16 protein-coding genes are annotated in these 18711 nt (G+C 56.2%); 2 read left to right on the forward strand and 14 right to left on the reverse strand.

Going from position 1 to position 18711, the window contains the following annotated elements:
- Positions 1 to 29 precede the first annotated feature (29 nt).
- Positions 30 to 587: a trypsin-like peptidase domain-containing protein gene (locus QP027_RS05480; protein WP_284826629.1), complete on the forward strand. Its 558-nt coding sequence runs from the start codon at positions 30 to 32 to the stop codon at positions 585 to 587.
- On the opposite strand, the gene QP027_RS05485 is transcribed toward QP027_RS05480, so the two are convergent.
- The 11 genes from QP027_RS05485 to QP027_RS05535 form a co-directional block, all read right to left on the reverse strand.
- Positions 574 to 3330, reverse strand: a complete 2757-nt coding sequence (locus QP027_RS05485; protein ID WP_284826631.1) for a DEAD/DEAH box helicase — start codon at positions 3328 to 3330, stop codon at positions 574 to 576. The two genes, QP027_RS05480 and QP027_RS05485, sit on opposite strands and share 14 nt — an antisense overlap.
- A 22-nt stretch (positions 3331 to 3352) precedes the next feature.
- Positions 3353 to 4327 (reverse strand): twin-arginine translocase subunit TatC, encoded by a 975-nt coding sequence (tatC, locus tag QP027_RS05490; RefSeq protein ID WP_284826633.1) that lies wholly within the window; start codon positions 4325 to 4327, stop codon positions 3353 to 3355.
- 5 nt (positions 4328 to 4332) lie between these two features.
- Positions 4333 to 4611 carry a Sec-independent protein translocase subunit TatA gene (tatA, locus tag QP027_RS05495; RefSeq protein WP_284826635.1) on the reverse strand — a complete coding sequence of 93 codons (279 nt, stop codon included), beginning with the start codon at positions 4609 to 4611 and terminating at the stop codon, positions 4333 to 4335.
- Positions 4612 to 4676: 65 nt separating this feature from the next.
- Positions 4677 to 5618 (reverse strand): helix-turn-helix transcriptional regulator, encoded by a 942-nt coding sequence (locus tag QP027_RS05500; RefSeq protein WP_284826637.1) that lies wholly within the window; start codon positions 5616 to 5618, stop codon positions 4677 to 4679.
- A complete protein-coding gene (locus QP027_RS05505; RefSeq protein WP_284826639.1) occupies positions 5608 to 6531 on the reverse strand; it encodes a helix-turn-helix transcriptional regulator in 924 nt (307 codons plus the stop codon). Before QP027_RS05505 ends, QP027_RS05500 begins: the two co-directional genes overlap by 11 nt.
- A gap of 9 nt (positions 6532 to 6540) precedes the next feature.
- A complete protein-coding gene (pafA, locus tag QP027_RS05510) occupies positions 6541 to 7932 on the reverse strand; it encodes a Pup--protein ligase (protein ID WP_284826641.1) in 1392 nt (463 codons plus the stop codon).
- A complete protein-coding gene (locus QP027_RS05515) occupies positions 7929 to 8117 on the reverse strand; it encodes a ubiquitin-like protein Pup (RefSeq protein WP_284826643.1) in 189 nt (62 codons plus the stop codon). The genes pafA and QP027_RS05515 overlap by 4 nt, the downstream gene beginning before the upstream one ends.
- Positions 8118 to 8189: 72 nt before the next feature.
- A complete protein-coding gene (gene dop, locus QP027_RS05520; protein ID WP_284826645.1) occupies positions 8190 to 9719 on the reverse strand; it encodes a depupylase/deamidase Dop in 1530 nt (509 codons plus the stop codon).
- 10 nt (positions 9720 to 9729) lie between these two features.
- The gene (gene arc / locus QP027_RS05525; protein WP_284826647.1) at positions 9730 to 11241 is read right to left on the reverse strand and encodes a proteasome ATPase; all 1512 of its coding nucleotides are present in this window, start codon (positions 11239 to 11241) and stop codon (positions 9730 to 9732) included.
- Positions 11242 to 11250: 9 nt separating this feature from the next.
- Entirely contained in the window at positions 11251 to 12084 is an 834-nt protein-coding gene (locus QP027_RS05530; RefSeq protein ID WP_284826649.1) for a tRNA (adenine-N1)-methyltransferase, read from the reverse strand.
- A gap of 13 nt (positions 12085 to 12097) precedes the next feature.
- On the reverse strand, positions 12098 to 13303 hold the full coding sequence (locus QP027_RS05535; protein WP_284826651.1) for a M18 family aminopeptidase: 1206 nt from the start codon (positions 13301 to 13303) through the stop codon (positions 12098 to 12100).
- 16 nt (positions 13304 to 13319) lie between these two features.
- Here QP027_RS05535 and QP027_RS05540 point away from each other — a divergent pair, with 16 nt between their 5' ends.
- A complete protein-coding gene (locus QP027_RS05540) occupies positions 13320 to 14147 on the forward strand; it encodes a RecB family exonuclease (protein ID WP_432418622.1) in 828 nt (275 codons plus the stop codon).
- On the opposite strand, the gene QP027_RS05545 is transcribed toward QP027_RS05540, so the two are convergent.
- The 3 genes from QP027_RS05545 to aspA all read right to left on the reverse strand — a co-directional run bounded on the left by QP027_RS05545 (position 14144) and on the right by aspA (position 18698).
- Complete coding sequence (locus QP027_RS05545; RefSeq protein WP_284826655.1) at positions 14144 to 15796, reverse strand: formate--tetrahydrofolate ligase; 1653 nt, start codon at positions 15794 to 15796, stop codon at positions 14144 to 14146. The two genes, QP027_RS05540 and QP027_RS05545, sit on opposite strands and share 4 nt — an antisense overlap.
- Before the next feature lie 4 nt (positions 15797 to 15800).
- On the reverse strand, positions 15801 to 17111 hold the full coding sequence (locus QP027_RS05550) for an anaerobic C4-dicarboxylate transporter (protein WP_284826656.1): 1311 nt from the start codon (positions 17109 to 17111) through the stop codon (positions 15801 to 15803).
- A gap of 159 nt (positions 17112 to 17270) precedes the next feature.
- Positions 17271 to 18698, reverse strand: coding sequence for an aspartate ammonia-lyase (aspA, locus tag QP027_RS05555; protein WP_284826658.1), 1428 nt, complete (start codon positions 18696 to 18698; stop codon positions 17271 to 17273).
- Positions 18699 to 18711: the final 13 nt, after the last annotated feature.

The raw sequence follows: 18711 nt of genomic DNA on the forward strand, positions 1-18711 counted from the left end.
TCCATCGTAGGCCCGCTACTGTGAGTGTTGTGTTGCCTTCCAATTTGGCCCGTATTACCAACGGATCTCGCTACTGTTCGGGCGTATTGTGCACGCCGGATACGGTACTAACCTGTGCTCACTTCTTCCGCGACGTATCTGGAACAACCTTCATCTGGATCCGGGGAAAGCGCTTGGTTTACAAGGAGCTGAAAATCATCCCTGGGACCGATGTCGCAGTGCTTACGCTCCCAACTAGGATTTCTATCGCGCCCGATGAATTGCCGACATTCGGACCTTCTCCCCTGCCCGGTGCGCTCACCGCGACCTTTGGGCTGGGAGGAACAACTCGCAGCAACAGCCATTTCCGAGTGCGTCACGGCCGCTTCTTCATGCGCGTCCCGTTTGCGATGTCTCGCGACCGGAAAACCAAGGTGCGTCCAGCGGGTTGGATCTTCAACCACAATGCGGCAGTTCTCGGCGACTCCGGCGGGCCCGTGTACTCGAATGGGAAACTGTTCGCAGTGCAGTCGATGATCATGGCGCCAGGCGGGGTCAACACTCACGTGGCTACTGTCGCGCTTGTCGACGAAGCTATGATCCGATAGCAACAACGCCCCTGCGAATTGCGTCGACCGCACGACGTGCATTGTGCTTGATGTCGTCGGTGTAGCCAGTCTTAGAGATCTGCTCAAGCAAGTCGATGACTTGGCGGCACCAACGTACGAAGTCGCCAGGCGTAAGCTCTGCACCAGACTCCGACGCCGCCGCGAGGCAATAACCCAGCGGAGCACCAGCAGCCCACTGATGGATTGCCAGTGAGAAGCCGGCCTCCGGAATGCGTGTGACAGGCAGCTCGTGGCGCTGTTCATCTGCGACGAGCTCGTCGTAAATGCGCATCGTCGCGTTCATAGCGTCTGCCATGCGATCGGTGGGGGCATCAGGATAGCCGCCAGTTGTCTTTCGGTTTTCGAAGACGCACATCGAGGTCACGCCAGCTAGCTCTGCTGGGTCGAGCTCGTTCCAGATTCCACGTTTTAGGCACTGGGCGACGAAAAGGTCAGCCTCATTGTGGATCTGTGCCAAGCGCTCGCCCTCTTCAGTTACTTGAGGCTCGCCGGCTACAACTTCGACGTAGTCCATCTCGGCGAGTAGCCCGATGATGCGCTCAAAGGTCCGGCCGAGAGTGTCGGTAGCCTTGTTCACGCGATTTTCCAACTTACGCAGAGTTCTCTTTTCTCGTACGAGATCGTGGCCAATATTCGCAAGCATTTCGCGATCAGCAGCAGGCCACGAGTGCACCGGGTGGTCCTTGATTGCCTCGCGTAGCTCTATGACCCGCTTGGTCGGTCGAGCCCGAGCCTCCTCTTTGAGGTTGCGCGGAACGTTGAACTGGCCCTTATGTAGTGAGTCAACAATCTTGCGAGTGTGGCGTCGCGGCTGATCGGAAATGTGGCGCGGCACCTTGATGCGACCCACAACCACGGGCGGGTTGCGGAAAGCAGCGGCATCGATCCGGCCGGACCAGCCCTTCATGGTGGTGATCCATGGGCGCGGATCATCTTGCCGTCCTGCAGGAGCCACCACAGCCGCAAGCTCGGGGCGTCGCTTTGACGGCAGCGCGATAACCTCTCCAACCTGGAGACGCCCAAGAATCTTGGCGGTTTCCTGCTGGCGGTCCTCGATCGCAGAGCGCTTGCCTTCCTTCTCAGCGTCCGAGAGGTCACGACGAAGGTCGAGATACTCTACAAGTTCTTCCGCTGCATCATCTGATGGAGGCGCGAAGGCCTCAATGCGCTCATTGAGTTGAGCGCGGAGTTTTTCTACTTTGGCTTCCGCGCGTTCGATCTCACGGACTTCATTGACCACAGACCCGTCAGCCTGGAACTGTGCGAAAGACTTCTCAATGAGTCGCAGCGATTCGTCGTAACCGTTCATGGCGAGCAGGTTTACAGCCATGTTGTAACCCGGGCTAAACGTCGAGATCAGCGGGTATGTACGGGTTGAGGCCAATCCGGCCACGGCGCGGGGATCCATCGCCGGGGCCCATTGGACGACAGCGTTGCCCAACACGTCGATGCCTCGTCGACCCGCTCGGCCTGTCAGCTGCGTGTACTGGCCCGGGGTGAGATCCACGTGGGCTTCACCGTTGAACTTGACCAACTTTTCTAGTACCACAGTGCGCGCTGGCATATTGATGCCCAAAGCAAGTGTTTCAGTGGCAAAGACGGTGCGTACGAGGCCCTTAACGAACAGCTCCTCCACAATGTGCCGGAATCCCGGCAGCATACCTGCGTGGTGGGCCGCGAAACCGCGGCTCCATGCGGTGCGCAGTTGGCGGAAATTCAACACCGCGAGGTCTTCTTCAGGGATTCCCTCGACACCGCGATCGACAATCTCCTTGATCTCATCGGCTTCCTCGGGTGTGGTCAACTCGATCTTTGCCCGCAGACACTGAACCAGAGCACCATCACAGCCCGCACGAGAAAAGATGAAGATGATTGCGGGCAGCATCTCCTGAGCTCCAAGTGCGCGGATCACTTCGGGGCGACCGATGGGGCGTGTCTTGTCCTGTGGCCGCGACTGCCCGCTACGCCGCCCCTCAGCGCGGGCACGGAACCCCTGCCCACGTTCGTAATCACTTCTACCTTCGGAGCTGATGTCTTCCTCAAGGCGCTGGATTTTGTGTTCGAGCTGCCGGTTCACCCGACCATCTTCTCCGGGCTCAAACAGCGGGTAAATCTGCCGTCCTACCATCATGTACTGGCTCAAAGGCACTGGTCGATGCTCGCTGACGATGACCTCTGTATCACCACGTACGGCGGTAAGCCATTCTCCGAACTCTTCCGAGTTGGAAACTGTGGCGGAGAGTCCAATGATTGAGATCGACTCGTCTAGGTTCAAGATGATCTCTTCCCAAACTGCACCACGATCGCGATCGGCAAGGAAGTGAATCTCATCCATTACCACGAACTCCAGGCGATGGAGCGCGGGTGATTGGGCGTAGATCATGTTGCGCAAGACCTCAGTCGTCATGACGACAATGTCAGCGGAGCCGTTGATGCTCACGTCGCCGGTGAGCAGACCGATGGCATCGTCGCCGTGCTCTTCAACGAGATCGTGGTACTTCTGATTACTCAGTGCCTTGATCGGTGTGGTGTAGAAGCATTTTGTGCCCCGATGCAAGGCCAGGGAGACCGCAAACTCGCCCACGATCGTCTTGCCCGCTCCAGTAGGCGCGCAGACTAAAACCCCCCGATCAGATTCAACGGCTTCGCAGCCGGCGATCTGGAAATCATCGAGGGGAAAACTCTTAGTTGCGCGGAACTCATCCAAGTGGGAAGTGACCATGCCCCCAGATTAGATGAATGCGCTACAAAACATCGTCGAAGTAGTTCTGAGTTGAAGTGTCTTGCTTCGGGGCGGCCTTCTTCGCAGGTGCACTAACTGCCGAAGGTGCCTCCACGGGGCTTGGCTTCTCAGCAGCGCTCAATGAAGACGAAGCGTCGTCGTCAAGGTCCATCCACTCAGGACGCTCGCGTGATTGGCGCTTGTCGTTCCAGCGACAGAACTGCAAAGCCATCTCGACAAGCAAGTTGATTGCTACGGCGAGAACCACCATGGAAAATGGATCCTGGCCTGGCGTCATGAACGCCGCGAAAATACACACGACCACGATGATGATGCGACGCTTGTCTTTGACCTGATCGTATTCAAGCAGGCCGGCCAAGTTGAGCATCACGATGATCAAAGGAATCTCGAAGCTTACGCCGAAAATAACGATAAGCGCGAGGACGAAATTATAGTACTGCTCACCGGTAAGCCACGCGGTCTGGAACTCATCACCCATGGAGAGCAAAAACTCCAAACCGATGTCGAGAATGAAGTAGGCCAGAACTGCGCCAGCAACAAAAAGGATCACGGCAAGAGAGACGAACGACAGCGTGTAGCGCTTCTCGTTCTTGTGCAGACCTGGTGTAATAAAGCTCCAGATTTGGTACAACCAAAACGGCGAAGAAATAACCAAGCCAGCTAGGGCACCAACCTTGAGGCGCAGCATGAACATCTCAAATGGTCCTGTTGCAAGCAAGCGACACTCACCATCTGGACCGACGGCCATACGCAGGTCTTCCGGCAGGTTACAGTATGGTCCACGGATCAATTCGCCCAAAGACAACAGGCCAAAGGGCGCGTTTTGATACCACGCAAATCCAATGATCGTGCCGGCGATCATGGCTAGCAGGGAGTAGATGACTCGTCGGCGAAGCTCCTGGAGGTGCTCCACCAGCGGCATCGAGCCGTCGGGATTTTTTTGTTTTCTTTTCCTGCGAGCCGTCTTCTCAGCCACGGATATTAGTTCTGTGGGGTCTGAGGATTATTCTGCTGTGGCTGTTCGTTAACAGCGCCTGGCTGGTTCTCTGGGCGCTCCCAGAAATCCTGCTCAGGCTGGGCAGCTGCGGCGATCTCACCCTGTGGCTTTTCTGCGTTTTCAGCCTTCATCTCATTGACTTCGGACTTGAAGATCCGCGCCGAACGACCTACGGAGCGCGCGAGATCTGGCAGCTTCTTTGCGCCGAAGAGCAGCAGGATAACTACGAGGATGAGAGTGATTTCCATCCAACCGAGATTCATTGGTTAGGGCCTTTCAAAAAGTAATGCATTGCCGTTAACTGACCAATCTAGCACTTGTAGATTGCTCAGGAATGGCCTGTCGATGAATCATAACTCTGTAGCGCTTCTTTCGCGCGTCGAAACACCTCATCACTTACTGCCTGCGGTGATATCACTTTGAGGCGGTCGGCCTGACTCAGCGAGAAGCGAATCAACCACTCTGCACTGCCGTAGGGCATCGACGCAGACCACCACCCGTTGTCCATTCGCTCTCCAAGATCGATCTGCCAGTAGTCGATCAACCAGGTCGCACTGTCTCGCAGGCGCAACTCAGCGACTTTCTCTTCACCGAACCCGAACGGGTCTTGGTCGTCGAATGTCGATCGCTTAGCCAAGGAGTCGTCGTCAAGCATCTCTGCCTGGCGGATCCGATCAAGGCGGAACGTCTTCTCCCGCTCCCCTTCCCAAGCCTTGAGATACGTGTTGCCGTCTTGATGAAACAGTCGCTCAGGGCTCACGATGCGCCTCGAGGTCGTGTCCGAGGACGCCGAGTAGTACTCCAAGGAAAGTTGCTTGCGGTTCATGAGCGCCTCAGCAACTGTTGCTGCGGGACCAGCTTCAGCGGGATGGATCGTGTCAGGAACCGCGCGAGTCTTCATGATGTTGCGCAACTTTGCCGCCGCGGAGGTCACTGCGGCATGGTCGATCAGCCCTGGCATCGTTTCCAGAGACTCCAAAGTGAGCAACAAAGCGTTGGCTTCAGTTGGTGTCGGGCGCAATGGGCGATTAAGCCCTTGATCTTCCACGATGGTTACTCCCGACCAATCCGCGACAAGATCGATCATTTCGCCGGGACCTTGCCCGACGCCAGAGAGGCGCAATCGCTGCAGAGCACTCATCACCTGAGTGTTCGACATGCCGAGGTCACGCGCTACCTCCATCGGCGTGGCCCCGGGGTGCTTTTGCAAGTACGGCACTAAGTTGAGTGACTGAACCAAGCCCTCCAGCTTGCGCGGGTTATCCTTCATCGCTTGTCGCCTCCTTGAGCAACCCAAGCACCTCGTCACGCACCTCTGCCGGTTCAAGCACTGCAGCATACGGCGCAAAACTCACGGCGGTGCGAACAAGCCAATCACGTTCAACGCCTTGCATCACAAGCTCGTCGCCATCAAAACGTCCCTGTTCCACTAGATCGTGAGCATGCTTGTCGACGACCCGAAGGCGCGCATCCACAAGTGGCCCGCGTATCGATGCCTCGACAACGTCTTGCAGCGGTCGTGTCGCTGGAATGAAATTGGTGGAGCGCACTTTCTTGATGTCAGAGACCCGAAGCGCACGAAAGCTGCGCTCAGCCTGGCGATCAACGTCCCATCCAACGATATAGGCCAGGTTGTTGAGCGCCACGATTCCCCAGGGATCCATCACGCGGCGCTGCTTTTCAGCGGTGGGCGTCGGCCGATAGTCAAAGCTCATGCGGGTGTTGTTGCGAACACAGGCCGCTACCGATTGGACTGTTTCCGCTGACAGCCGCAGAATGTCGTTATCTACTGCGGACAACGGCGCATCGTTAAACGAACGCGTAGCGCCAGACGCAGCGATCTTCGTCCAACCAGACCGAGCAAAGGCTCCGAGGCTTCCCTGCTGACCAAGGTCACCAGCGAGGCCCAAGACAGTTGCTTCGGCATCGGTGAATTCTACGGGCGCTAGTTCGTAAGAGTCCTTGTCTACCCAAACGAGTCCGTTCTCCATCCGTGCGGGGACACCAGCGCGACGAATAGATGCGATGTCGCGGAGTAGCATTCGGCTAAAGGCTTCCTCGGTTTTGTCGTGGTAGCCCGTCACGCGGTTGCGCACCCATTCGTAGGTTTTCGGGCGTTCGGCGCCAAGGAGTGCGAACGTTAAATTAGTCAGGCGCTCGACTGCCTCATCCTCAACTGCCATCTCGCCTAATTACTTCGCTTCCTGATTTTCCCGCATGTATGCGATCAACTCGTCAACTTGTGCGTCCTCTGTGAGAAACGGATCCAAAAGTTCGACAGTGCGAGGCTCGGGTCGTTCCGCCTTCATATGCACCCAATCGACAGAAATCGCCGCGCCAGTCTCCTCTGCTGCTGCAAGGAACTGGCCACGCAAGTGTGCCCGCGTAGTTTCTGGCGCCGTATCGGCAGCATGAACGATCGCCTCGTCGGTAGTCCAACGCGCAGCAAGACCCTTGCGCTGGAGAAGGTAGAACAGGCTGCGCTCTGGGTGGATGTCGTGGTACGCCAAGTCGATGTGAGCGAGCTTCGGATGAGTCCAATCGCAGGCCAGCTTGTTCTTGTACTGTTCAAGCAGCTTGCGCTTGATCACCCAGTCGATTTCGGTGTCAACGCCAGAGAAGTCCTGGCTATCAATTGCAGTGAGAGTTCGCTCCCACAAATCGACAACACGTGCCATCTCCTCGTTCGGAGTGCCTTCATCAGGACGAACTTCGAGCCAGCGCTTCGCAGATTCCAAGATGCCGCGCTGCACTTCCAGTGCTGTCACGGTTTCACCAGTAACAAGCTTGAGTGGAGTAAGCCCAGTGGGATCGGCAGCGATCTTGCGGATCTCGTTGATTGGATTCTCCAGCTCCCAACTCGCCAGCTCGAAGTCAGCTTCAAGCATCTCCAGCAGGAGCAAAGTCGAGCCAATCTTTAGGGCGAAGGTGGTTTCCGACATGTTGGAGTCCCCCACGATGACGTGCATACGCCTGAAACGGTGTGAGTCTCCGTGCGGTTCATCACGCGTGTTGATCACCGGACGAGTACGTGTGGTGGCGGATGAAACTCCCTCCCACACCTGGTCAGCACGCTGCGAGAGGACGAACTGACCATCTTTGATCATTCCAGCACCGCAGATCAGCTGTCGGGTGATCATGAAAGGCAACATTTGCTTGCCTAGAGACTTCAGAACCATCTCGCGGCTGATCAAGTAGTTCTCGTGAGCGCCATAAGAATTGCCCATGGAATCCACGTTGTTTTTGAACAGGTAGACCTGTCCGCCGATGCCGTCGTCGGCAAGCGCCTGTTCAGCCTGCAAAGCCAAACGGTGATAGATCACCTCGCCGGCCTTATCGTGGTTAAGAAGCTGCGTCAGGCTGTCGCACTCGGCTGTCGCGTACTCAGGATGCGAGCCAACGTCGAGGTACAAACGCGCCGCCGAACTGGTGAAGATGTTCGAGCTACGATACTTGGCGACGATCGGGCGAAAGAGGTAGCGAGCAACCTCCTCGGGACCGAGTACGGCGCGACCATCACGTGTGGCGGTAATACCGAACTCGGTCTCGACGCCAGTGATGCGTCGAGCGAATACTGGGCTCACTGGCCGCCCTTTTGTACGAAGGAACGGACGAACTCTTCAGCGTTGGTCTCGAGCAGACCGTCAATTTCGTCGAGCAAGTCGTCGGTGCCGGTGGTATTGATCTGCACCTGGCCTGCGCTGACATCGTCAAGCGACTCGTCTCCGCCTCCGCTACCCTGTGGCTGGATTTGCTGCTGGTTTGCCATGGTGACTCCTTCGTCGGTAGTGCTAGTTGTTGCTGCGTCCCAGCTTAGTAACCGGGACGGTGTAGGTGTGGATTAGCGGCGAACGTACTGCACGAGGCCTTCGTTTCCGGGCTTGTCTAGGGCCTGGATAACATCGTCTATCGTTTCCGCCTTGTCAAAAATGTCGCCAATTTCGTTTCGGGTGAAGCCACGCACATTGTCGATGCCAATCTTCGCCACCTTGTCGCCTGTATTCACAATGACGGTCTGCCAACTGGAGGCGACCACGTTTTCGCCGAACCTGGCGCTAATCATGCCACGGAAGTAGGCGCGTGAATCCTCGGGCGGGAGCTGGGCTGCTTGCTCGATCACGTCGGCGCTGACCAACGTCTTCATCCGACCGCTGCGCACAAGCGCGTGATAGAGGGACTTAGCAGGGTCGATGTCGGCGTACTGCAAGTCGATCAGCTTGATCTTCGGATCCCCCATAGACAAGCCGCGAGCAACATAGCGCTGGATCAAGGCATACTTGGCTGTCCAGTCGAGTCGATCAGCGGTGGAAAGCGGATCTCGCTCGAGGTCGTCGAGAATCTCGCCCCACAGATCGATGACCTTCTGGTCGATGTCGTCTTCTGCCTTCACGCGTCCGAGGTAAATTCGCTGCATCTCAAGGGCAGAAAGAGCGCGTCCGTCAACGAGCGCGACCTTGTGTTGCAACGTCGGATCGTGGCTAACTGCCTTGAGCTCTGCGACGCTATCTTTGAGTTTCAGATCGGAAAAATCCACGCCAGCCTCGACCGCATCGATGACCAGCTTGGTCATCCCCATCTTGAGGAAGTTTGAATACTGAGACATGTTGGCATCACCGATGATGGTGTGCAGACGACAGTAGTGAACAGCGTTGGCATGTGGCTCATCGCGCGAATTCACAATGCCGCGGTTCAGCGTTGTCTCGAGGGAAACTTCCTGGAAGAAATAGTCTGCGCGTTGAGAGATCTGGAAGCCATCAATCTCGCCGGTCTCTCCAATGCCAACGCGACCCGCGCCAATGATGATTTGTCGAGTGACAAAGAACGGCAGAATCGCTTGGGTCAGCACCTCAAAGTCAGTTTTGCGGGAGTATTGGTAATTCTCATGTGATCCGTAGGATGCGCCCTTGCCGTCCACATTGTTCTTATAGATTTTGATCGGAGGGCATGGATCGTGGCGGAACAGGACTGAGATGTCCTGGTCATACAGATCTTGGATTTCTGCTGCTGCCTGGTTCAAAATATGATCGCCGGCGGCATCGTAAATCATGGCGTCCCAGGCGTTAGATGCCTCGGGCGAGGCGTACTCAGGGTGGGCGTGGTCAACGTAAAAGCGAGCACCGTTTGAGGTGACAACGTTGGCTACGCCGATCGCATCTGGTTCCACGATGGGGACAGTCTTGTAGCGCTTCAGGTCGTAGCCGCGCGCATCCTTGAGCGGGTGTTCATCCTCGTAGTCCCAGCGAGAGCGAGCACCTGTGTTCATCGCTGCGTATGCGACGACAGCATGAGTCGATGTAACAATCGGGCTCACTTCAGGGTGCGTTGGAGTTGCGATTCCATACTCGGTCTCTGTTCCCATGAAACGTGTCATGGGTAACAGCCTAACCGATTACTTCGGCGTTCAATACCTTCTTTCCAATTCTTCCCGAGATACGCGACCACTCGTCGGGGTTGGAGGTATTTGGCAGGTCTTCACTCTCGTTCTGTTCTGCAACGACCGCTCGACGAAGGTGTTCGGCGGTCAGTCCACTAGTGCTCACTCCGGCGATATGATCCTTGATGGCCAGCTTCTTCGCGCGGTCTACAACATTTGCGATCATCGCCCCGGAAACGAAATCCGAGTAGTTCAGTACCTCAACGGAGCCATCGACAAGCTCAAGACGAACATAGGGCCGCGGAGCGAACAGTCCCCCCACGGCTGCGTCGATCAAATCCTGGATATCGCCTTCGTGCGGAACCTTGTCGTTCAAATGCCGTGCGAAAATATCGGCAGCCCCTTCCCTATCGGGTCGGGAGACTCGGATCTTGATGTCAAGACGACCTGGGCGCAGAATCGCTGGGTCGATGAGTTCCTCGCGGTTTGTCGCGCCAATGACAATCACATTTGAAATGTCCTCGACACCGTCGATCTCGGTCAACAACTGCGGAACAACGGTGGTTTCCATGTCCGAAGACACTCCAGAACCACGGGTGCGGAAGATGGACTCCATTTCATCGAAGAATACGATTACCGGGCGCCCATCGCCTGCAAGCTCGCGGGCACGCTCAAAGATCAACCTGATCCGGCGCTCGGTCTCACCCACGAATTTGTTCAGCAGCTCGGGCCCTTTGACGTTGAGAAAATAGGACTTGCCGCCATCACCGATACGCGACGACAACGAATTAGCCACGGCCTTTGCAATCAGCGTCTTGCCGCAGCCCGGAGGGCCGTAGAGCAACAATCCCTTCGGCGGCTTCAAATCAAATTCGCGGTATAGCTCTGGGTGCGAGAAAGGCAGCTCGACAGAATCGCGGATCGCCTCAATCTGCGGCGCGAGGCCACCGATGTCGTCGTAAGTAACATCGGGAACCTCTTCGAGAGAGAGCTGCGCGACCTCAGTCTTCTCAACCCTCTCGAAGGCGAAACCAGCCTTGTAGTCCGTGAGCACAGTATCACCGGCACGCGCCTCGGTCTGGATCTTGTCGGTGAGTAGCACCAACGACTCATTGCCATTTTGATCGCAGACAATCGCACGCTGATCTCCGACCTTTTCTAGGAGTGTCGCCAACGTACCCGTCTTGGGCAACCCGCAATTCTCGACGATCACCAGGCCCTCTCCGAGTCGAACCAGTGCGCCTGGCTCGAACTCTTGGCCGTAAAGGTTCGGAGAGACTTTCAGTCGCATCTGGCGACCTGACGTGAAGACTTCGGCCTCCTTGCCTTCCTTCACACTGCCCATGAAGATGCCGTATGTCGAGGCGGGCTCACCTAACTGATCGATTTCTGCGTGGAGGCTAGACAAGTTGTCGCGAGAAAACTTCAACAACTCGGCAAGCTTCGCGTTTCGCGACGACAGCGCCTGTACCTTGCGCTTGAGTTCCCGGTTCTCGGCGGCAGTATCCACGGAAGTCATATATTCAGCTTAGCGACGCGCCTTCCGCTGCGGGCGCGGTGGTGTCACTCCATCTGCTAGACGACGAGTCCACACCAAAAACGCCGTGTGGGCATTCATGCGGTGCTCAGGGCGGGTAGCTAGCCCCTCGACTTTCCACTCGCGCAACAGAGTCTCCCAAGCGCGTGGCTCGGTGAAGCACTTGGCCTCGCGAATCCCCTCCATCACGTTCATGAGCTGCGGAACCGTAGCCACATAAGTCATGAACACGCCGCCGGGGATGAGAACGTTCTTTACAGTGTCGATGAAATGCCATGGCTCGACCATGTCCAAAATCACCCGGTCGACCTGCCCGCCGAGATCGTCGACAGTGACCTCGCCAAAGTCACCCAATCGCGGGGTCCACCATTCAGGGGTACCGCGGTAGTAGTCGGCCACGTTGTCTTTAGCAAAAGCCAGGTGGTCTTCGCGGATTTCATATGAAAACACGTGCCCTTCCGGGCCGACCGCGCGCAGCAGATTCATCGTGAGCGCACCGGAGCCTGCCCCGGCCTCAAGCACGCGCGCACCCATAAAAATGTCGCCCTCCACAATGATCTGTGCCGCATCTTTCGGATAGATCACTGCAGCGCCACGAGGCATGGAAAGTACGTGGTCAACCAGAAGGTGACGGAAACACAGGTAATCCGAACCCATTGAAGACTGCACGACCGACCCCTCATCGGCACCGATAATATCGTCGTGTGCAATGGAGCCCTTGTGGGTGTGGTACTCAGCCCCCTCAACCAATTCGATGGTGAAGTGTCGTTGTTTAGCATCAGTGAGCTGAACTTTGTCGCCAGCCTTAAATGGTCCGGAATACATGCAGGATCCTCCTCTAGTTTCCGGTTAAGTATGCCGTAAGTGCCTTCGTAAACCATATTTGGTCTTGTACGCCTGCAAGTTCGCGTGCCGAGTGCATGGACAGCAGCGGGACTCCTACATCCACCGTTGGGATACCGAGCCTTGTGGCCGCAATCGGTCCGATAGTCGATCCGCACGGAACGGCGTTGTTTCCCACAAAAGTTTGTACCGGAACGTCGACCGCCTGGCAGGCGCGCATCCACAGCGCTTCGGTCACTGCATCGGAGGCATAACGCTGGTTGGCGTTAATCTTGAGCACAGGACCTTCGTTGAGCAATGGCTGGTGGGTTGGGTCGTGCTTGGAGGCATAATTCGGGTGAAGAGAATGCGCCGCATCGGCGGACACCATGGTTGAGGAAGCCAGCATTTCCATCGGATCCCCATATTCGACAGCGATGCGATTCAGCACACGTTCTAGCAGTGGCCCACCGGCGCCTGTAGTAGTTTGAGAGCCTACTTCCTCATGATTGAATGCAGCCATCACAATGATGTCGTGCGTGTCCTCTTTGGCATTGATCATCGCTTGCATCGACGCGTAAACACTGGTCAGGTTGTCCATTCGGCCTGCAGCGATGAGATCATTGAAAACCACTCCCTCGTGGGTATCCACGCTGATCATCTCGTGCGCCATGATGTAGTGTTTGTCCACGTCGGCAGCATCCGCGATGACATCCATAATCGAGTCCCCCTGTGCAACCGACATGACCGGCTGCATGTGGACCTGCTTATCCGGCTTTAACTCGTTGGTGCGCTCGAGGTGAATTGCTAGGTGTGGAACGCGCGCGATAGGCCCAGTTTCCACCAAGCGTTGTGTGCCGTCGGCAAGCACAATGCGCCCAGCGAACGAGAGCTCGCGATCAAACCAACTAGCTAGGATCGGTCCACCGTAAACCTCAACGGCAAGTTGATGGAATCCATGCGACGTGAAATCGGGCTGCGGCTTGAGCATCAAGCCAGGTGAATCAGTGTGAGAGCCGACGATGCGGAACGCCGGGTTGGGCACATCGGGGATCCACCAAGCGATTACGGCGCCTCCATCGACAAGGACGTGGCCTCCGGGGGAAACGAGTGTGTCTTCTGAAAACCCATGAGACGTGAGCCGATCCGCTACCTCCCGTGCAGCATGGAACGCGGAGGGTGAAGCTGAAACGAAATCGAGGAAGTCGCGAATAGAGTCCATACCTTTACACTCTATGATGAAGAACATCATGACTCCACGACCAATCGCCCTTTCACCGTCCCGAGCTTCCGATTACAACCAGTGTCCGCTTTTGTATCGCTTCCGCACGATCGACCGGCTCCCCGAAGAAAAGACGCTTGCGCAGGTAAAGGGAACACTTGTGCATGCTGTTTTGGAGGACGTGCACGGCTGGGCGCGCGAGGAAAGAACCTACCCCGCCGCGGTGAAACGCATTAAGCCCAACTGGGAGAAAATGCTGGACAGTGATCCCGATATTGCGGCGCTTGTCGACGACGAGCAGGCCTTTTTCATCGAAGCTCGTTCTCTAGTGCGCGACTATTTTGAGATGGAGAACCCCGCGGCCTTCGACTCCACGGAGCAAGAGCTCTACGTTGACACTGTGCTGCCCAACGGTGTGCCAGTTCGCGGCTTTATCGACCGCGTCGATGTCGCCCCCACTGGTGAAGTCCGCGTTGTCGACTATAAGACCGGAAAGAAGCCTCTCCCCCGCTATTCTGCGGACGCGCAGTTCCAGATGCGCTTTTACGCGCTGGTTTACTGGCGCCTATTCAACACCGTGCCAACTCAGCTGCGGCTGATGTACCTGAAGGTCATTGACTCGATGTTTCTTGCACCCTCCAAGGAAGAGCTGGAGTACTTCGAGCGCGATCTTGGCGATTTGTGGTCAAAGATTGAAGGAGACGGAAAATCCGGCCGCTTTAGAACGCAGAAGTCAAAGTTGTGTGGCTGGTGTTCTTTCCAAAGCTTGTGCCCGGAGTTCGGTGGTACTCCGCCGCCCTACCCTGGTTGGCCAGGGTCGACGGCGGACGTCACGCAGGACTAAAACAGCCCGGTAATCTTCCCGTCAATCACGTCAATACCGTCGGCTGCTGGCTTCTTGCCAAGCCCCGGCATGGTCATCACTGCGCCAGTCAACGCCACGATGAAGCCAGCGCCTGTGCGTGGCAAGAGCTCCCGCACGTGCAAAGTGTGTCCCTCGGGGGCTCCCAGTGCCTTCGGGTCGTCGCTAAAGGAGTATTGAGTCTTCGAGATGCATACCGGCAAGGTGTACCAGCTGTTCTTCTTGATCGTCTCCAAATCCTTGCGAGCCTGGTTAGAGTACTCGACGCGATCTGCGTGGTAAATCTCGCGCGCGATGGTTTCAATCGCTGCTTCCACGCCCTTGTCGTTGTCGTACAAAGGTGCCGAAGATTCCACCAAATTGTCCAGGACAGTTTCAGCGAGTTGGATCGCACCGTCGCCACCTTCCGCCCAGACGTTTGCCTCGGCGAGAGCAACGCCGAACTGATCGGCCCACTGGCGCATAAACTCGCGTTCTGCTTCTGTATCGCTGGTAAACAAATTAACTGCGACGACAGGCTTGACTCCGAACTTGCGGATGTTTTCCACATGTCGCTCCAAGTTCACGATGCCCGACTTCAGCGCTTCTAGGTTCTCGTTGGTTAGATCTTCACGAGCTACGCCACCGTTGTACTTCATGGAACGGATTGTGGTGACGATGACAGTACCTGCGACATCGAAGTTGCCATAGCGAGATTTGATATCGAAAAACTTCTCGGCGCCAAGATCGGATCCAAAACCAGCCTCGGTAAGAACGATGTCGGCGTACTGCTGCGCAGTGGTGGTCGCGATCAAGGTATTGCAGCCGTGGGCGATATTGGCAAATGGTCCGCCGTGGATCAAAGCTGGCGTGCCACCGAGCGTTTGAACCAGGTTGGGGTTGATCGCGTCCTTCAAGAGTGCGGACAGGGCACCTTGGGCACCGAGATCTCCCGCTGTGACTGGTTCGTCGTCGTAAGTAAAGCCAACCGTTAAGTTCGCGATCCGCGCCTTGAGATCTTCCAAATCTGTAGCCAAGCCAAGCACTGCCATGATTTCGGAAGCAGCCGTAATCGTAAAGCGAGTTTCCGTCGGAACTCCTTGTTTAGGTCCGCCGAGGCCGGTGACGACGTGCCGCAGTGAGCGGTCGTTGACATCCAGGCACCGCTGCCAAGTGATGCGACGGGGATCGATGTTCAGCGCATTGCCCTGCTGGATGTGGTTGTCGATCAATGCCGCCAGCGTGTTGTTGGCAGAAGTGATCGCATGGAAGTCTCCGGTGAAGTGCAGGTTGATGTTTTCCATTGGGACAACCTGGGAGTAGCCACCACCGGCAGCACCGCCTTTAATGCCCATAACGGGGCCAAGTGAAGGTTCGCGGAGAGCAACCATTGCCTTGTGTCCAAGCTTTGCCATCGCATCCGTCAGCCCGATCAGGACGGTGGACTTTCCCTCGCCGGCGGGGGTCGGAGACACGCCGGTGACAAGAATGATCTTGCCCGGTGTGTCGGATTTCCTGATCTTGGATAGATCAACCTTGGCCATGTGGTGACCGTAGGGAATGAGCGCTTCGTCGTCGATACCTACGCGCTTGGCGATGTCGGTGATTGGCTCGAGGTTATGGGCTTGGGCAATGGAAACGTCAGAGAGCATGCATCTAGAGTATTACGCCGCCGAGAACATATCCCAACAGCACCGCGACAGTGATACATACCACACCCGGTATCAGGAATGGATGGTTGAAAACGTACTTGCCGATTTTGGTCGAGCCCGTATCATCCATCTCCACTGCTGCGAGCAGAGTCGGATAGGTCGGTAGAACGAACAGCGCACAGACTGCCGGCAATGCAGCAACTGCGGTGAGCGGGCTGACACCAATGGCCAGCGCCGCCGGCATGAGTGCTTTCGCCGTAGATGCCTGGGAGTACAGCAACGCGGCAGCGAAGAACAGAACGACCGCTAGCAACCACGGTTGCGCCTTCAATACGTCACCTGCAATGACTTGAATGTCGTCTAGGTAGTGATTGATAAAGGTCGTGCCCAACCATGCAACGCCGAGCACGCACACGGCTGCGGACATGCCCGAGCGGAATACCTGAGTGCCTAGGATCTCTGCGGCAGGAATCTTAGTGATCAACACGATGATTGTCGCCGCTGCGAGCATAATCGCCATGATCGCCTCGTTGCGCGGGATTGTTGGATTGGCGATCAGAGCAAACTGCTCCGAGATTGCCGTGGCGTACCCCATCACTAGCACGATCGCGAGTAGGAAAATTCCTACGGAAGCCTTTGCGCCTTTTGGAGCCACGTACTCACTGGCAGGCACCGGCTTACCGACGAGGTTCCTCTCCAAGCGATCGAGGTAAACCGGATCTTTGTCCAAATCCTTGCCCATGCGATTAGCTACCCAAGCTGTTGGGAAAATGGCTAGGAATGTGGCTGGAAGCATGACACCGAGGAGCTGTAGGTAGCCCACTCCGTGCGGTTCCAGAAGATCAGCCATGAACACAACTGCAGCGGAAATTGGAGACGCAACGATTGCCATCTGTGAAGAAATCACCGCTACCGACAGCGGACGGGAAGGACGGACTTTTCCCTCCTTGGCTACCTCGACGATGACTGGCAGTGTGGAAAATGCCGTGTGGCCTGTGCCTGCGAAGACAGTCATAAGCCATGTCACAATCGGCGCGTAGAGAGTGATGCGCTTTGGGTTGCGACGCAGAAAACGCTCTGCAAGATGGACCAAATAGTCCATGCCTCCAGCGCGCTGCATCGCTGCAATCGCGGCGATCACACACATAATAATTCCGACGACATCAAACGGAATATCTTCAGCTGTGACCGTCATACCGGACAGGCCAAGGAACAGAACGCCCAGTCCGCCAGCAAAACCAATTGCGATGGACCCGAGTCTTGCGCCAAGGATGATCGCCCCGAATAGGATGATCAGGTGGAGTGCGAGGAGCATCAGGAATCCTTACTAGATTCAATAGAAAGACATTGGTGGAACAACTCAAGTCTAGATCCACTCGGCTTAGGTCATATTATATTGAGAAATATCTCACTACTCCACGCAAAAGGTCCCGCCGGCATGGCCAGCGGGACCTTTCACAGACTGCGCGGGAAACTACGCTTCGTCATCCAAGTAAAGCTTGCCACGGTACTCAGGCTTCATCAGGTTTTCCTTGCTCAGCAGCTCGTTGAGAGTAGCTTCGTCGAGAAGCCCCTTCTCAAGTACTAGTTCGCGAACACCACGACCGGTTGCTGCCGCCTCTTTTCCGATCAAATCTCCATTGTGGTGACCGATGATCGGGTTGAGGTACGTGATGATACCGATCGAGTTGTTCACGAAACCTTCGCAGACCTTCTCGTTTGCAGTGATTCCGGTGACGCACTTTTCACGCAAGGTCTTTGCCGCGTTGGTCATCGTCTGGACCGATTCGAAGAAGGCCTCAGCCATGACTGGTTCCATGACGTTAAGCTGCAGCTGACCTGCTTCACCAGCCATAGAGATCGTGACATCGTTACCAAAGACCTTGAAGCACACCTGGTTGACAACCTCTGGAATGACCGGGTTAACCTTTGCAGGCATAATCGACGAGCCAGCCTGACGCTCCGGCAGGTTGATCTCATTGAGGCCCGCGCGTGGGCCGGATGAAAGTAGTCGGAGGTCGTTACAGATCTTGGACATCTTCATCGCAGTACGCTTGATTGCCGAGTGGGTCCACACGTAGCTGCCAACATCAGAAGTAGACTCGATCAGATCTCGCGACGAGATGATGTCTAACCCCGTGTTTTCGCGGAGGATATCGGTGACAGCTTCGCGGTAGCCCACGGGCGCATTCACGCCCGTACCAATGGCGGTACCGCCGAGGTTGATTTCCAGCAGTCCTTCCGCGGCCTTTTGAATGTTTGGCTGTTCTTCAGCCAGGTTGGCACCGAGAGCGGTGAACTCCTGCCCCAAAGTCATAGGGACTGCGTCTTGAAGCTGGGTGCGCCCCATCTTCAACACGTTGGCAAACTCTGCCCCCTTCTCCTTGAAAGCATTTTGGAGCTGATCCAACTCGTCCAAAAGCAGCTGCACTTGGTAGTAAGCGCCCAGCTTGAGGCCCGTAGGGTATGCGTCGTTGGTGGATTGTCCAAGGTTCACGTGATCATTTGGGTTGATGATGTGGTACGAACCCTTAGGCTCACCAAGGATCTCCAAAGCAAGGTTTGCGACTACCTCGTTGGTGTTCATGTTCAGGGAGGTACCAGCGCCACCTTGGAAGGCATCGATCGGGAACTGATCCATGCAGCGACCTTCATCGAGGATCAGATCGCACGCCTGAACAATGGCATCTGCCTTATCCTTAGGCAACGTATGAAGGCGACGGTTAGCCATCGCCGCCGCCTTCTTTACCTGTACCATGCCACGAATGAACTGAGGGAAATCGTTGATCGTGTTACGGGAAATCTGAAAGTTGTCAATTGCACGGAGTGTATGGACGCCGTAGTACTTGTCGGCAGGGACCTCGACGGTGCCCAGCAAATCTTCTTCGGTACGCGTTTGCACGGTGGGAGTTCCT

This window comes from Corynebacterium breve (assembly GCF_030252165.1).
Lineage (GTDB): Bacteria > Actinomycetota > Actinomycetes > Mycobacteriales > Mycobacteriaceae > Corynebacterium > Corynebacterium breve.

Coding starts and splice junctions, on each gene's coding strand:
- QP027_RS05485 (WP_284826631.1), bottom strand. CDS start 3,330: ATGGTCACTTCCCACTTGGATGAGTTCCGCGCAACTAAGAGTTTTCCC.
- tatA (WP_284826635.1), bottom strand. CDS start 4,611: ATGAATCTCGGTTGGATGGAAATCACTCTCATCCTCGTAGTTATCCTG.
- QP027_RS05500 (WP_284826637.1), bottom strand. CDS start 5,618: ATGAAGGATAACCCGCGCAAGCTGGAGGGCTTGGTTCAGTCACTCAAC.
- QP027_RS05505 (WP_284826639.1), bottom strand. CDS start 6,531: ATGGCAGTTGAGGATGAGGCAGTCGAGCGCCTGACTAATTTAACGTTC.
- QP027_RS05515 (WP_284826643.1), bottom strand. CDS start 8,117: ATGGCAAACCAGCAGCAAATCCAGCCACAGGGTAGCGGAGGCGGAGAC.
- dop (WP_284826645.1), bottom strand. CDS start 9,719: ATGACACGTTTCATGGGAACAGAGACCGAGTATGGAATCGCAACTCCA.
- arc (WP_284826647.1), bottom strand. CDS start 11,241: ATGACTTCCGTGGATACTGCCGCCGAGAACCGGGAACTCAAGCGCAAG.
- QP027_RS05530 (WP_284826649.1), bottom strand. CDS start 12,084: ATGTATTCCGGACCATTTAAGGCTGGCGACAAAGTTCAGCTCACTGAT.
- QP027_RS05535 (WP_284826651.1), bottom strand. CDS start 13,303: ATGGACTCTATTCGCGACTTCCTCGATTTCGTTTCAGCTTCACCCTCC.
- QP027_RS05540 (WP_432418622.1), top strand. CDS start 13,320: ATGAAGAACATCATGACTCCACGACCAATCGCCCTTTCACCGTCCCGA.
- QP027_RS05545 (WP_284826655.1), bottom strand. CDS start 15,796: ATGCTCTCTGACGTTTCCATTGCCCAAGCCCATAACCTCGAGCCAATC.
- QP027_RS05550 (WP_284826656.1), bottom strand. CDS start 17,111: ATGCTCCTCGCACTCCACCTGATCATCCTATTCGGGGCGATCATCCTT.